Source organism: Bradyrhizobium sp. CB2312 (assembly GCF_029714425.1).
GTDB lineage: Bacteria > Pseudomonadota > Alphaproteobacteria > Rhizobiales > Xanthobacteraceae > Bradyrhizobium.
The window spans coordinates 8578890-8592321 of sequence record NZ_CP121668.1; the positions used below are offsets into that span (position 1 = coordinate 8578890).

Consider the following 13432-nt stretch of genomic DNA (forward strand, 5'->3'; position numbering starts at 1 on the left):
ATATGGTACGGCGCGCGCTTGCGATGCTATTTGAACTCATGCTCGAATCAGAAGACCTGACGATGTATGCCGGTTGGTCAGATTGGATCGCCGTGGGCTCGGCGCGTGCGACGTGAGACCATTTCGTGTTCGACTACGCTCGGCGGAATCTAGCTGATGACGCCGCAGGCGCTTACTGCAGAGAGCCAGGCGCAATTCACAGCGATATCGCTACACCGAGCTCTCCGGTCGTCGCCTCCGGGCGCTGATCGGGAGCCGCCGGCGGGTGTCGTCAGAGCTGGCGCCGGTCTCATTGGCCCAAAGGGCGCCACACAGATCGGACGGTCAGAAGCCGACATCGCTCGTCCCTTTCAGCTTCAGCATGGCCCGAGCCTCGTCCGGCGTTGCCGCCTCTAAGCCGATTCCTTTCAGGATCGAGCGGACTAGCCTTACTTGCTCCGCGCTGGAGGTGGCGAGCTTGCCGGGCCCTGCCCAAAGACTGTCCTCGAGTCCCACGCGGATATGGCCGCCCATCGCTATGGCCATCGCGCCTATGCGCATCTGCGCGGCGCCAGCGCCGAGTACCGACCAGACATAGTCATTGCCGAACAGCCGCTCGGCCGTGCGGCGCATGGTGGCGATGTCCTCATGATGCGCGCCGATCCCGCCGAGCAACCCGAAGACGGACTGGATGAAGAACGGCGGCCGTACAAATCCGCGGTCGACAAAGTGCTTAAGATTATAGAGGTGGCCAACATCGTAGCACTCAAATTCAAATCGCGTACCACCGGGCGCGCATAGTGTGAGGACCTGCTCGATATCGGCGAAGGTGTTGCGGAAAACGAGGTTGCGTGAGGACTCCAGATGCTCGCGTTCCCACTGGTGGGTGAACTCGTGATAACGCTTGAGCATGGGAAATAGGCCGAAATTGAAGGAGCCCATGTTGAGGGAGGCCAGCTCGGGCCTGAAATGTCGGGCGGGCTCCACGCGTTCGGCAACTGTCATGAATGGGCTGCCGCCGGTCGTAATGTTGATCACGGCCCCCGACCTGCGGCTCAACTCCGGCAGAATCTTCGCAAATCCTTCGACCGATTGGTCCGGCTGACCGGTTTTCGGGTTGCGTGCATGCACATGCAGAATCGCAGCTCCCGCTTCCGCAGCTCGCACGCCCTCTTCGATGATCTCCTCCGGTGTCACCGGGAGGTGCGGGGACATTGAGGGCGTGTGGATCGCGCCGGTCAGGGCAGAAGTGAGAATAACCTTGGCCATGTGAAACCTCCAGAGCAAATCGGTGATGGTAAGCGGCGGCCGCGGAATTTTCGGCTTTGACGGCAGGACGGCCGCCAGGACCAGGAGTGACACCGCGCTTGCGCACGATGGATCTCCTCGCCGCTGATTGATGAAGCAGCTTTTCGCGGGTCAGCTGGCGAACCGCGGCTCCGGAATGCCCTGGACACCAAGCCTTTTGATTGCAAATAGGGCCCCGCGCTGCTGTCCGTCATCGGGAAATCGCGGCAAGGGTGGCTTCGCCATGGAGGTCACGTACAGAATGTCGAGGTCGGGACCACCGAACATCACGCTCGTGACCTTGCGCACCGGCATCTCGATAACGCGCTCAACGCTGCCGTCGGGCGCGTAGCGCACGAGCTTTCCATCATAGACGAGCGCGTGCCAAAGAAATCCTTCTGCATCGACCGTGGCGCCATCGGCAGCACCGCCGTTTGAGCGATCAACAGGCGCGAAACGGCGCCGCTTGGTGGCAGCGCCGGTCTCGATGTCATAGTCATAGGCCCAGATTTCCCCAGTCCAGGTGTCGGCGAAATAGAAGGTCCGGTCGTCCGGGCTCCAGCACGGGCCATTGGACACGATGATCTTCTCGTCCAGGACGTGCAGCGAGAGATCGGGATCGAGCCGATAGAGGCGGCCGGAGGCCTCATCCTCCAGCGTATCCATGGAACCGAAGACGAAACGCCCGCGGCGATCGACTTTGCCGTCATTCAACCGATTGCGCGGCAAATGCGCCTCGGGTGCCGCGATGAGCTTCAGCTCCCCGCTCTCCAGATCGAGATCATGTACGCCGGATTGCAGCGCGACGAGCGCATGCGTACCGTCACGACGAAGGGCCATCGAGCCGATTTTCGCCCCTACATCCCAGGCGCGAAGCTCACGTCCATCTGCGGTCGCACGAAAAATGCGGCCATCGATACTGTCTATCCAGTACAGACGCTGCTGCTCGGTATCCCAAAGTGGGCCTTCGCCAAGCGTCGTCTTCAGATCCGCTATGATCTCGATCTGCAAGCCATCCCCCAATCTTGCGGTTCACAGGTATTCCACATTCCCGTCGATGCTGATCGCCTGGCCAGTCACGTTGCGTCCACCTGGCGAGCAAAGGAATAAAGCCATGGCTGCAACGTCCTCGGCCGTCACCATGCGACGCAGCGAGATCTTCTTGAGGTATTCCTGGCGCATCGCCTCGTAGCTGGTCTGGAGCTGCTCCGCGCGCGCGCGGATCACGCCCTCAATGCGCGGGCCCTCGACGATACCAGGCAAGAGCGCGTTGACGCGGATGTCATCGGGGCCGAGCTCGGCGGCAAGCGATTTGACGAGCCCAATGATGGCCCATTTCGTTACGGCGTATGGGGTACGCCAGGCATAACCGAGGCGGCCGGCAACGGAGGCCATGCAGAGGATTTGCCCATAGCGAGATTGACGAAGCATCGGGATAGCATGATGGGCGAAGCGGTACTGTGCATTGAGATTGATATCGATCGTTTGCCGCCAGTCGGACTCTGAAATGGCATCGATTCCGCCGGTCGGTCCGGCAATACCTGCATTGTTGATGAGCACGTCGAGCCCACGCCAACGCGCAGCCTGCGCGCGAAAGACGTCGGCGACCGCGTCGCGGTCCGATACGTCGGCCTTGGTGGCAAGCACCTGCGGATGTTGATTGCGGAAGGTTGCAAGGGCATCGTCGTTGATGTCGCAGATATGCACATGCGCACCAGCCTCAACGAAGGCACCGGCAAGTGCGGCGCCAATACCCGACGCGCCGGCCGAGATCAGGACGCGCAGCTCGGGATGAGGCACAAGACGCTGCAGCACGCTCATGCCGGTCGCCCCCGTCTCGGAACGGCCGCGGCGCGCTCGTTGCCCCCATTATCAAGAATGCGGGACAGACAATTGGCGGCCTGCATGATGTCGTCTATCACTGCAGCGCGTGCGGCGGGCGCATCGCGGTTCAAGAGCGCATCGAGTATCTGGCGGTGCGCGTCCATGGAACGCTGCAGGTGGGCAGCATCGGGAGCAACGAGCACGAAGCACGGACCAACGAGCAGCCAAAAATGCTCGACGGCGCCGAGAATCGCCGACGCCTGCGCGATTTGGTAGATCCGCCGGTGGAAGGCGAAATTGGTCCAGAGATAAGTGCGGCCATCGACTGCATCAGCGGCGCTCTGCAGCCGGCCGTAGAGTTGGGTCACCTCGGCATCATCGGCGCGCGTCATACGCGAAGCTGCGCGCTCGGCCAGCAGCCCCTCGAGGGCTACGCGCGCATCGCGCACATCGCGCAGCTGTGCCTCGGACAGCCTCCCAACGCTCAGTCGCGCCGAACCGCTGAATTCGAAGGCGCCCTCTGCTTGCAGACGGCGCAGGGCCTCGCGTACGGGCGTCGGGCTTGAACCCAGCGCCTCGGCAAGACCCCGGACCGTCAGCCTCTGACCCGGCGCAAAGCGTCCGGCCATCAGACCATGTCGCAAATGCCGATAGACCTGATCCTCCATCGAGTCCCGGACAAGGGCCGGCAATGGCAGCAAGGCGATGAGATTGCGCAATTCCGACGGCCCCCTCTACGTTTGAGATATGTGATCACATCGTAAAAAGTCCGTCAAGTATCGATCGGCGAGCCTGTCGGGTATTCCGAATGGCGCGGTGAGGCAGTCGCGGCCCGGCTCCAGCGCCAGTAAAACGCCTCGTAGAGGAGGCAAAGAGGGTTGAGCTTTTCACGCACCGAGGAGTTCGTTCGATGACAGCTGAAGGATGCCGACTGCGTAGAGCCCATCCACGAAGGTCCGGTACTGCGGTCGCGCCGCGGCGATGGCGGCAACGAGTCTCCTCCCCGAGGCAATTTCGCCGGCGCGGATCAGCAGCACGCCCTTCCAGAAGGTTGGCTCTGGGTCAGCGCCGATCAATGCCTGGGCCTCCGTGAGCATGCGCAGTGTCTCTGCAAGCTGCGGACCTGTCGCTGCCGCCTCGCCCGAGAGCAACCCAGGTGTGAAGACAGATGCGCCGAAGATCGTGTGTGCCTGAGAGAGCTTGGCGAGCCTGCGCAATTCGGCAAGTGGCTCGGGATGGTCGTCAACTCGCACATCGATGAGCCGGTTAGCCCAGGGCGTTGGAGCGATGGCGGCGGGCACCAAAAGGAGCGCGGCCGACATCCGGCCACGGGCGTCACCTCCAGCGGCTTCACCTGCATCCATTGCCGCGAGCATTCGGTCGAGAAGTGCGCCGCCAGTACCCTCGTACGCTGCCAGCATGGCGGGAACCACGGCGTCGCTGGCGAGCATATTTCCCAGCACGATAACGTTGCTGGCTTCGAGCTGAGCGCGGTGGGGAACACAGCGATCGCCAGTGAACATTGCTTTGCCGCCGCCGACATCGAGAAAGGCGACTTGGCGCAACTGTCGGTCTTCGTCCTTTGCAAGTAGGCTCGTGAGCGCCGTCGCCGCCGATGCGCCGGAGGCCATGAGATCCAGCCCGTTCGGCCCGTAAGCTGGATTAACGAACGACTGGGTCGCAACAACGCCAACACCGGCTCGCGCAAACGTCACAACGCGCCCGAGCGCGAAATAATGCGATTGGCTGGCAACACCCAATTCACCGGTGATCGGGTCTCGGGCGATGATCGAGTATGTCATCTTCTGGACTCCGCATGCGCAAGGTGTGCCTTGATTGCGGCGATCAAAGCCGGCGGATCCTCCAGCATCGGCAAGTGACCAATGCCTGGCAGGAGAACGTGCGGAGCACGCAGCGCGGCTGCCATTTCTGCGCCGGCTGCGAGAGGGCAGGTCAGGTCGAACTCGCCGGTCAGAACCGTCACAGGACAACTGACGCTGGCCACATGGGCACGGATATCGGCCGCGCAGGCGGCTCTCCACACGCGACGGATGTCGTCCTTTTCGTTTGGATTGCGCAGCGCAATGGTCTTGGCCACCACTTCGGCAGACGCGTTTGGACCGAGTGCATATTTCGGCAGGATGAGCTCAAACATCTCGTCGACGGTGTGATGCTCGAGGGTGGCTAGAACAGCCGCATTGTCAGGATCTTGCGAGTAGAGCTGACTGCCTACCGCGACAACCGAGAGAACCCGTTTGGGCTCGGCAGCGGCGAGATAGACCGAAATCGCTCCACCAAGCGAACCGCCGATGGCGTGGAAGCGATCGATGCCCGCCCGGTCGACGGCATCGATGCAGTCCTGCGCCCACCGGGCAAGGTCGTATTGTTCGGCCGGCGGCGAGTCACCGAATCCACGCATGTCGGGGACAATCGTGAACCGGTCGGCGAATGCCGGCACGATCTCCGCCCAGGCCCCGCCCTTGAGATTGATGGGATGCACGAACAGAATTGGCGGCCTGCTCGCGTCGGCTTCCCCATGGTAAGAAACCGCAATCGGACCGACCGGTCGCTTGATAGTGAGCCGCCTCATGAGTCCTCCACGGTCACGACGCTCCGAACGGCCGAAAGGACGCTCGATTGCGTGTCGCTTTTCCTTTCCAGTGAGGCTCGCGCACTACGGTCCATCCGCTTCTCGGAGGCCACATCGGGCGGCAACTTCAGCTGGAAAATCTTCTCTGGATGTTCTTCGCCCCGGCGGTCAGTCCGTTCGCCGGGTGCAGGATGCGCGGCCAGCCCGGCAGGGCGCTCGCTTTGATTACGGCCCTTGGTCGTCCGTAACCGAAAAGCTCTTGCCGAAGCGGGGCGGCAGATAGCCCACGCCGCGGCTGGCATAGCTATCGCCGAACGGCTGCCGGATCTTGTCTTTGGGCGCCATCTCCGAGCAGTGGAAGTGCCAGATCTTCCACTCCGGCTGCCCCTCTCCGTCGTTGCGCACGTAGATTTCGGTGCTGCGCAGGTACTGGTCCGGTTTGTCGGCTTCTTCGAAATTGCCCTCGCAAAGCAGGTAGGCCATATCGCCATGGACATCCAGACGCCAGATGTGCATCACCGCAGGCTTCGATCGCGGCCTGTCCTTGAACGACTCCCAAAAGGCGGTCAGCTCCTCCCGCCCGAAGTACGGATCGCCGCTAAGGTTGAAATTTAAGAACGCGGTGCCACTCGGGAAGCAGGTTCGCATCAAGGGGATATCCCACTTGTGATTGGCAATCCACCAGTCGCGGTGCACTTTCAAAATGGCTGCTCGGTCCTCATCTAAAGTCGGCATGGATGCTCCTGGGTGGTGTGATCGTAAAATTGGCCGCCGGGGAAATCCCCCTTTTATCGGCGGCCTCATCGGCCTCGGGTGCAAAGACCGAGGCAGATTCTCGTGCTTGATCCTCGGCCGCCGGCAGTCGCTTCGGGACAGCAGTTCTGAGCGGTTCAGCTGAGGGCGCGCCAAGAAGACGCAAAATCGCGAGAGCTAAAGCGGGACGACGCTGCTGTTCCTCGTGATCGACTAATGTCGCCGGCGGTTAGAATGCACTGGGACCGCTCACCAGTGCGCCAAACGCTGGCAGACTGAAGCTTGCTGGGCAATCAATGCCCAGCCGAAAGCGTGCGCTGGCATGATAATGTGGCTCACTCCAAGGCCCCTCCATTTCAGATATGTGATCACAAATCAAATTACACGTCAAGGCCAGCCCCGCACGCACCGGCATCGTCTGAGGCTCGCGCGCGACGCGCTCCGGCTAAGTCATTTCAAGAGCGCGGGGCGGAGGGATGTCTCCTCCATCCCGATGGTCGTCCAGTCCCGTAACAATCGGAGTGAGCGGCGGAGGGTTCAGCGAGGCGAGATAACGATCATCAGCAACTTCGCCATAGAGCGTCGTACGTTGGCGCGGCAGGCGTGCCATGGCCCGGATGAGCTCTTCCATTTGTTTTGGAGCCATCTCGTGGCCATGCTGGGCGCCGGCTGAACGCGAGATCGTTTCGTCCATCAGCGTGCCGCCGAGATCGTTCACACCAGCCTCAAGGCAGGCGCGAACGCCTTTTTCGCCGAGCTTCACCCAAGAGGTCTGGATGTTGGAGATTTTCGTGTGGAAGACGAGCCGTCCGATCGCATGCATGAGAACGACCTCGCGGAAGGTCGGCCCCTTGCGCGAGCGCCCCTTCAAGTAGATCGGGGCTTCCATGTGCACGAACGGCAATGGGACAAATTCAGTGAAGCCACCGGTCTCGGTCTGAAGATCCCGGATGCGCAACAGATGCTTTGCCCAATGCTCGTAACGGTCAATATGACCGAACATGATTGTTGCGGTGCTGCGCAATCCCGCTCTATGGGCCGCTGTCATGAACTGCAGCCATTGCGCGGTGTTGATCTTATCGGGACACAGAATCGCGCGGACCTCGTCGTCCAGGATTTCTGCAGCCGTCCCTGGCAATGTACTAAGACCAGCGTCCTTCAATTCGCGCAGAAACTCCTCGATCGAAATTCCGAGCGTTTTGGCCCCCTGGAACACCTCGAGGGGCGAGAAAGCATGGATATGCATTTCGGGCGTGAACTGCTTTACGGTCCGACAAATCTCAACATACTTTGCGCCGGTGTAGGCGGGATGGATGCCGCCTTGCATGCAGACTTCGGTCGCGCCGCGCTCCCAGGCTTCGCGGGCGCGCCGTCCGATCTCATCCATGGAGATATCGTACGGCCTCCCGCGCAAGTTCTCGGCGAGCTTTCCTTTCGAGAACGCGCAGAACTGGCACCTGAAGTAGCAGATATTGGTGTAGTTGATGTTGCGGTTGACGACATAACTAACGCAATCGCCATTGACGGAGCGGCGCAGCTCGTCAGCAGCACGGCACACGGCCGTGAAATCGCGCCCCTCGGCCTCGAACAGCGACACGATCTCTGCCTCGTCGAGTCGTGCCCCAGAATGAGCCTTTGCGACAATTCCCCGAAAACTGCCGGTTAAGACGGCGGGCGAGCTGGCATCTTCACGCAGCATCGCGAGGTCGCCGGCAGGCGGATCGCACTTCGCTCCAGGGCACCATTCGTCCAAACGCGGCCAGCCATTTCCGTCGACAAGACCGAGCAGGTTTTTCTGCAGGGACGCGTCAGTCCAGCGAGCATATTGACGCGCATAGGCCGGGTAAACTGCGAGGCGTTCGACGAGCGCCTTGCCGCATTCAGCGGTGGCCTCGGACAGGCGTGTCACATGCGGCCAAGGCGCCTCCGGATTGACGTGGTCCGGTGTAACCGGGGATACGCCGCCCCAATCATTAATGCCAGCGGCCAGGATCATGTGCAGTAGGCCCGGACTGAGATTGGGGGGCGCCTGGATGTTCATGTCGGGCCGGAACAGCAATCGCGTGAGCGCAAGGGTCCACAGATGCTCTTCCATAGTCGGCGCCAGCGCGTCCCTCATGCGGGTTTCCGGCTTCGGCCTGAAGTTCTGGATAATGACTTCCTGAATGTGCCCGTAGCGATCGTCCAGATTGCGCAATGCAAGCAGCGAGGAGATGCGCTCAAGCGGCGTCTCGCCGATGCCGATCAGCAATCCGCTGGTGAACGGGACCGAGAGCTGGCCTGCGAGTTCGATTGTTCGCAGCCGACTTGCGGGCTCCTTGTCAGGAGAGCCGAAATGTGGCCCCCCGGGCTCGCACAGCCGTGCCGATGCGCTCTCGAGCATGATCCCTTGCGAGATGGAGACCTTGCGCAAGGCTGCGATATCGTCGGCCTCCATCAAACCTGGATTGAGGTGCGGCAACAAGCCAGTCTCGCGGAAAACCACGCGCGCGGCTTCCTGGAGGTACGCGAGCGTCGATGCAAAGCCCATCTCGTGCAGCTCTCGCTCGGCCTGGCGGTAGCGCAGCTCAGGCTTGTCGCCCAGCGTAAATAGCGCCTCCTTGCAGCCGGCCTCACGACCGGCACGCGCAATCGCCAGCACCTCATCGATGGTGAGGTAGGCACGCTGCCCTTTTTGGGACGGATGGGCGAATGTGCAGTAGTGGCAGACATCACGGCATAACTGGGTCAGCGGAATGAAGACTTTTCGCGAGTAGGAGATCTTTCTGCCGTGAGCCTCATCCCGCTTTGACGCCGCCATCCGCATGAGATCGGGAAGGGACACGTCGCTGACGAGAGACAGGGCCTCGGAAGCGGAAATGTCGCTTCGCCTTAACGATTCCAGAAGCATCCGATCCACCATTCCCAGAACTCCTCACGCGCCGCGAAAAACGGCGGAGGTCTCTCCATTTTGAGCAACCAACCCCGAGCTCAGTTCGGCCGCCGCATCGACGCTTGCGCGCCCCGTCTTATTGGCTCCCATGCCCAGCCGCCTTTGGCCCAGATCAATCGAACGCAAATAACGATCGGTGGCTGTGGACGTGTTCAGGTCAAGAAAATCAAAGAGATCGGCGGGAGCATCGAGATCCAGCCCAATTCTTGCATTCCGCCACACGATAGGCTCAATGCCGAGCCGATCGGCTGCGGCGATGTGGCGGGCGAAGCTATCGGGGCCGAAACATGGCTGCAAGGCTCGCGCTAAGGTGAATGCAACCGCGTTGGTGCCGCCATCGCGCGGCGCTGGGACGATCACTACGGCGTTGGCTTCCGCGGCTTGGAGAAGCGTCGAAACGTCCTCGCTCAAGATTGCCGGGACGTCACTCGGCAGAACAAGGACGAGTTCGTCCCCATGACTTTCGACGGCGGCGAGCCCGGCTGCCACTGCGGCGTTGGTTCCGTCCGCACCGCCGTCATCAATCACGACAGTCCCCAGACGAGCCGCCTCTTGAGCGACATCCTCAGCATTTGTTACCACAACGATATGATTCAATTTTATCACGCCGCATGCCGAGCTCAGAACATCGGCCAGCATCGACCGGGCCAACAGGGCGCGCTCGGATGGCGTCAGCAATGGAGAGAGCCGCTGCTTCGCGCACGAGAACGATTTTGCCGGGATGACTAACCATGCATCACGTGTCGTCATGATGCGCCCCCTTCGAAGGAGGTCTGCTCCGCCGTTCGTGCTTTGCGCGAAGGCTCTCACCGAACGCCAGCGCATGCTCGGCGAGCGTGATCTTCGACTGCAAGTCTGTCATGAGCGTAGGTGCCGGGTGTACGTCGACGCCAAGGTCGGCCGAACCTGCGGCGTCCGCCGAGTCTATGACGAGACCGTCGAGCAGCCCCGCATAATGTCTGGCAATCTCGGCGTTTGACGGCTCGAGGCCGAGTTCGTCCATGATCTTGCGCGTCGGCCCTTTGATTGCCTGACCGTCGATAATCGGGGAAATGGCCACAACGGGAACGCTGGTCGCACGCAGTTTTTCAGCCATCCCTGGAACAGCCAGGATTGGATCGATGCTGAGATAGGGATTGGAAGGACATAGGATGATGAGGCGGAGATCCTCGGCATCGAATGACGCAAGCACCTCCTCACTCAGGCGAGCGTTTCGCGCCCCGTTGAACCAGATCTGCTTGACGACGGGTTCGCAGCGACGTCCCACGAAATAGCGCTGGAATTCGAGCTCGCCTTCCGAGCTGTCGACCATGGTGGAGAGCTTGTCGTTGGTGACGGGCAGCACGACCGAACGAACACCGAGCCGGCGCGCAATGTCGCTGGCAATCGCTGTGAGACTTTCGCCGCTTGAGCGTCGGCGGGTCCGCTCGACATGCATCGCCACATCGCGATCGCCGAGCAAGAACCAGGTCTCGCCCCCGATCTGCTTCAAAGCCTCCATGAAGTTCCAGGTTTCATCGGATCGACCCCAACCGCGCACCGGGTCGCTGAGACCTGCGAGCGTATAAAGAACTGTGTCCAGGTCCGGCGAGATATGAAGTCCGAGATGTTCGAAATCGTCGGCCACATTGACGACAACGCTCAATCGTTCTCCGAGAACGTGCTGCAATCCGACAGCGAGCTTTGCTCCTCCGACGCCACCGCAGAGCGCCACAACACGCCCTTCTCCCGGCAAATACTGTGACCGCCCGTTCATCTGAACATATCCCGTTCTTTCGCACGCATGAGCGCGGACGCCGAATTGATTGGCGCGCGAGAGGAGAATCCACGGACATGGATGACGGGCTGGCCTTCGGCTGCCTGTCCCATCAAGAGCGAGGCGGCAGCTGCCAGCTCATCCGCTAGCGCGATCTCTGTCACCTGCATGGGCCGCCCGAACAGATCGGGCTTGCCGATCATGCTCTGAAGGGCAGGAATTCCAGCACTTCCGAGCGCCACGCCAACGACGCCGTTGCGCCACGGGCGGCCGAAGCTGTCGTTTATAATGACACCGACATCGACACCGAATTGTTGATCGAGGCCAGTCTTGAGGCGTTGGCAACTGGTATCTGGATTTTCGGGCAGCAACAACACGCGATGGCCTCGATCCTGCTCGATATTGGATTCATCTATGCCGGCGTTCGCCATCACGAAGCCGAGGCGGTGAGCAACGATGATTATATTCTGTCTTGCGCGAAGAACCTCGGTCGATTCTGAGAGCACCACCTCGATGTGCCGGGGATCCTTGCCGACCGTTTTTGCAAGCTCCAGAGCGCGGTCGGAAGGGCTCACATCATCGAGATAGACGTACCTGTTTTCCGCCTTCGACACGATCTTTTGCGCAATGACAAAAATATCGCCGGATGCGACGACGATCCCTCCGGCCCTCACGCCATCCACGATGACGTCAACCAGATCGTCGCCCGGTCCCACCAGAGGAATCCCGGGGAGCGCGCTGTAAGTGATGCTCCTCGTCATCGCGACTTCTTCCTCCTTCGCCGCTGCCCACATGTCTTGTTGTCTCTGGCGCGTGGGCATCTCTCCTCGAATACAATCTCTAAGAGCCGTACCCGAAATCAGTTTGGTATCCTAACGCTTCTCCTTAAGCAGACCTAGCTGGGACACCTCCCGGATAAGTCTTCGTTCCGATCCTGCAGGCGTGCTGACGAGCGTTTCCGCGCCACCTCCCGCCTTATTCCGGACTCCGCTTCGCAACCGGCAACGCTAGCCATGAAGCGCTGCCGGAGAAATTGACCGCTTTACGACAGTGCGCATTGCGAAGCTCGATTGCAGTCTTGCCACGCCTGGCAGGCGTGAGAGGTGCTGCTTATGAATGCGTTCGTAATCCTCCATGTCGCGCGCCAACACCGAAAGCCGATAATCGTCCGTACCGGACATCAAATGGCAGGCGATAACGTCGGGGCATTTCTGAATTTCGGCCTCGAAAACCCTAAGCGCGTCCTCGCTTTGGCGGTCGAGCGTGATGTGGACGATCACGGTCAGGGGAAAGCCAAGCGAGTTTGCATCGATCTCGGCTGAATAGCCTTTAATGACCCCGGCCTTCTCCATTTGCAGCACGCGCCTTGCGCAAGACGTTGCCGAGAGGCCGACCCGTTCGGCCAACGCCAGCTGGCTTATTCGGGCATCCCGAATGAGCTCGCTTAGGATTTTACGGTCCAGAGGATCGAGGGCTGTGAGCATCGTTGCGAACGCCCGTTGAGGTTTTCCATTCACGTCAGGCCGGAAATCGTGATGCCGGCACCTTTCACTTTGTATTTGCGGTTGATCGCGATCAGGACGGAGGTAAGAGCCTCGGCTGCGGCCGAGTTCGCGAGCGCACCGCCATCGATCCCGCGATTGCTCACCGCATCCGCCAGCAGCATCACCTCCTTGCGGGCCTCAGGATCATCGCTGAACACGAGGACGTCGCAGTCCGCCTTGCCTCCGGCATGGAGCTTCTGTGAGCCAACATTGTGAAACGCCCCGACCACCCGCGAGCTCGGATCAAGCTGCGACTGCGCGATCAGCGCAGCCGACCCGGCGCTCGGGAGTTGAACAACAGAGACCTTCGGCGGCACGAGCGGCACGACCGCGGTGACAACGATCTTGCCCTTGGCCGCGTCCCTGATCTCGGCCAAGCTTGTCTCATAGCTCGCAAAAGGCACGGCAACGACGACAATATCGCTCTTTGCTGCGGCGGCAACGTTGGTGTCGCCACTCACATTGGCGAACCCGTCGGATTTTAAGAGCGCTACTGCATCTTGAGCACGCTCAATCGAGCGCGATCCAAGAATGACGGAGTATCCGGCGCGACTCCAGCTGCGGGCAAGGCCGGATCCGAGATCTCCAGTGCCGCCGACGATTGACAAAGTCGGAAGGGGCGCGTTCGACATTTGGCTTACACTCCTTTGCTTGCGGCATGACGTCTTGACGGTGAACACTCTGCATTGCTTGAGCATGTCGGACGGTATTCACACCAGGCCGAACACTCAACAGGTCAGTCGGACACCGCCACGTCACGTGAATGA

13 protein-coding genes are annotated in these 13432 nt (G+C 60.9%); all 13 read right to left on the reverse strand.

What is annotated here, in order from left to right:
• Positions 1–324 precede the first annotated feature (324 nt).
• The 13 genes from QA642_RS40990 to npdG all read right to left on the reverse strand — a co-directional run bounded on the left by QA642_RS40990 (position 325) and on the right by npdG (position 13297).
• Entirely contained in the window at positions 325–1248 is a 924-nt protein-coding gene (locus QA642_RS40990) for a 3-keto-5-aminohexanoate cleavage protein (RefSeq protein WP_283081903.1), read from the reverse strand.
• A 150-nt stretch (positions 1249–1398) separates the two neighbouring features.
• Entirely contained in the window at positions 1399–2277 is an 879-nt protein-coding gene (locus QA642_RS40995) for an SMP-30/gluconolactonase/LRE family protein (protein WP_283081904.1), read from the reverse strand.
• 21 nt (positions 2278–2298) lie between these two features.
• Positions 2299–3087 carry an SDR family oxidoreductase gene (locus tag QA642_RS41000; protein ID WP_283081905.1) on the reverse strand — a complete coding sequence of 263 codons (789 nt, stop codon included), beginning with the start codon at positions 3085–3087 and terminating at the stop codon, positions 2299–2301.
• Positions 3084–3809 (reverse strand): GntR family transcriptional regulator, encoded by a 726-nt coding sequence (locus tag QA642_RS41005; RefSeq protein WP_283081906.1) that lies wholly within the window; start codon positions 3807–3809, stop codon positions 3084–3086. Before QA642_RS41005 ends, QA642_RS41000 begins: the two co-directional genes overlap by 4 nt.
• Before the next feature lie 168 nt (positions 3810–3977).
• Positions 3978–4892, reverse strand: a complete 915-nt coding sequence (locus QA642_RS41010; protein ID WP_283081907.1) for a DUF1028 domain-containing protein — start codon at positions 4890–4892, stop codon at positions 3978–3980.
• Positions 4889–5680, reverse strand: coding sequence for an alpha/beta hydrolase (locus QA642_RS41015; RefSeq protein ID WP_283081908.1), 792 nt, complete (start codon positions 5678–5680; stop codon positions 4889–4891). The genes QA642_RS41010 and QA642_RS41015 overlap by 4 nt, the downstream gene beginning before the upstream one ends.
• A gap of 225 nt (positions 5681–5905) precedes the next feature.
• Entirely contained in the window at positions 5906–6415 is a 510-nt protein-coding gene (locus tag QA642_RS41020; RefSeq protein WP_283081909.1) for a nuclear transport factor 2 family protein, read from the reverse strand.
• A 463-nt stretch (positions 6416–6878) separates the two neighbouring features.
• Positions 6879–9335 carry a 5-amino-6-(D-ribitylamino)uracil--L-tyrosine 4-hydroxyphenyl transferase CofH gene (gene cofH / locus QA642_RS41025; RefSeq protein ID WP_283081910.1) on the reverse strand — a complete coding sequence of 819 codons (2457 nt, stop codon included), beginning with the start codon at positions 9333–9335 and terminating at the stop codon, positions 6879–6881.
• Positions 9336–9347: 12 nt separating this feature from the next.
• Positions 9348–10115, reverse strand: a complete 768-nt coding sequence (gene cofC, locus QA642_RS41030) for a 2-phospho-L-lactate guanylyltransferase (protein WP_283081911.1) — start codon at positions 10113–10115, stop codon at positions 9348–9350.
• Positions 10102–11121 (reverse strand): 2-phospho-L-lactate transferase, encoded by a 1020-nt coding sequence (cofD, locus tag QA642_RS41035; protein ID WP_283081912.1) that lies wholly within the window; start codon positions 11119–11121, stop codon positions 10102–10104. The genes cofC and cofD overlap by 14 nt, the downstream gene beginning before the upstream one ends.
• A complete protein-coding gene (gene cofE, locus QA642_RS41040; RefSeq protein WP_283087083.1) occupies positions 11118–11882 on the reverse strand; it encodes a coenzyme F420-0:L-glutamate ligase in 765 nt (254 codons plus the stop codon). The genes cofD and cofE overlap by 4 nt, the downstream gene beginning before the upstream one ends.
• Positions 11883–12128: 246 nt before the next feature.
• Positions 12129–12605 carry an Lrp/AsnC family transcriptional regulator gene (locus QA642_RS41045; RefSeq protein WP_283081913.1) on the reverse strand — a complete coding sequence of 159 codons (477 nt, stop codon included), beginning with the start codon at positions 12603–12605 and terminating at the stop codon, positions 12129–12131.
• 29 nt (positions 12606–12634) lie between these two features.
• Positions 12635–13297, reverse strand: coding sequence for an NADPH-dependent F420 reductase (npdG, locus tag QA642_RS41050; protein ID WP_283081914.1), 663 nt, complete (start codon positions 13295–13297; stop codon positions 12635–12637).
• Positions 13298–13432 lie beyond the last annotated feature (135 nt).

Bases quoted from the DNA above. Each gene is read 5' to 3' on its own strand.
- QA642_RS40990 (WP_283081903.1), bottom strand. From the start codon at position 1,248: ATGGCCAAGGTTATTCTCACTTCTGCCCTGACCGGCGCGATCCACACG.
- QA642_RS41000 (WP_283081905.1), bottom strand. From the start codon at position 3,087: ATGAGCGTGCTGCAGCGTCTTGTGCCTCATCCCGAGCTGCGCGTCCTG.
- QA642_RS41010 (WP_283081907.1), bottom strand. From the start codon at position 4,892: ATGACATACTCGATCATCGCCCGAGACCCGATCACCGGTGAATTGGGT.
- QA642_RS41015 (WP_283081908.1), bottom strand. From the start codon at position 5,680: ATGAGGCGGCTCACTATCAAGCGACCGGTCGGTCCGATTGCGGTTTCT.
- QA642_RS41020 (WP_283081909.1), bottom strand. From the start codon at position 6,415: ATGCCGACTTTAGATGAGGACCGAGCAGCCATTTTGAAAGTGCACCGC.
- cofH (WP_283081910.1), bottom strand. From the start codon at position 9,335: ATGGTGGATCGGATGCTTCTGGAATCGTTAAGGCGAAGCGACATTTCC.
- cofC (WP_283081911.1), bottom strand. From the start codon at position 10,115: ATGACGACACGTGATGCATGGTTAGTCATCCCGGCAAAATCGTTCTCG.
- cofD (WP_283081912.1), bottom strand. From the start codon at position 11,121: ATGAACGGGCGGTCACAGTATTTGCCGGGAGAAGGGCGTGTTGTGGCG.
- cofE (WP_283087083.1), bottom strand. From the start codon at position 11,882: ATGACGAGGAGCATCACTTACAGCGCGCTCCCCGGGATTCCTCTGGTG.
- QA642_RS41045 (WP_283081913.1), bottom strand. From the start codon at position 12,605: ATGCTCACAGCCCTCGATCCTCTGGACCGTAAAATCCTAAGCGAGCTC.
- npdG (WP_283081914.1), bottom strand. From the start codon at position 13,297: ATGTCGAACGCGCCCCTTCCGACTTTGTCAATCGTCGGCGGCACTGGA.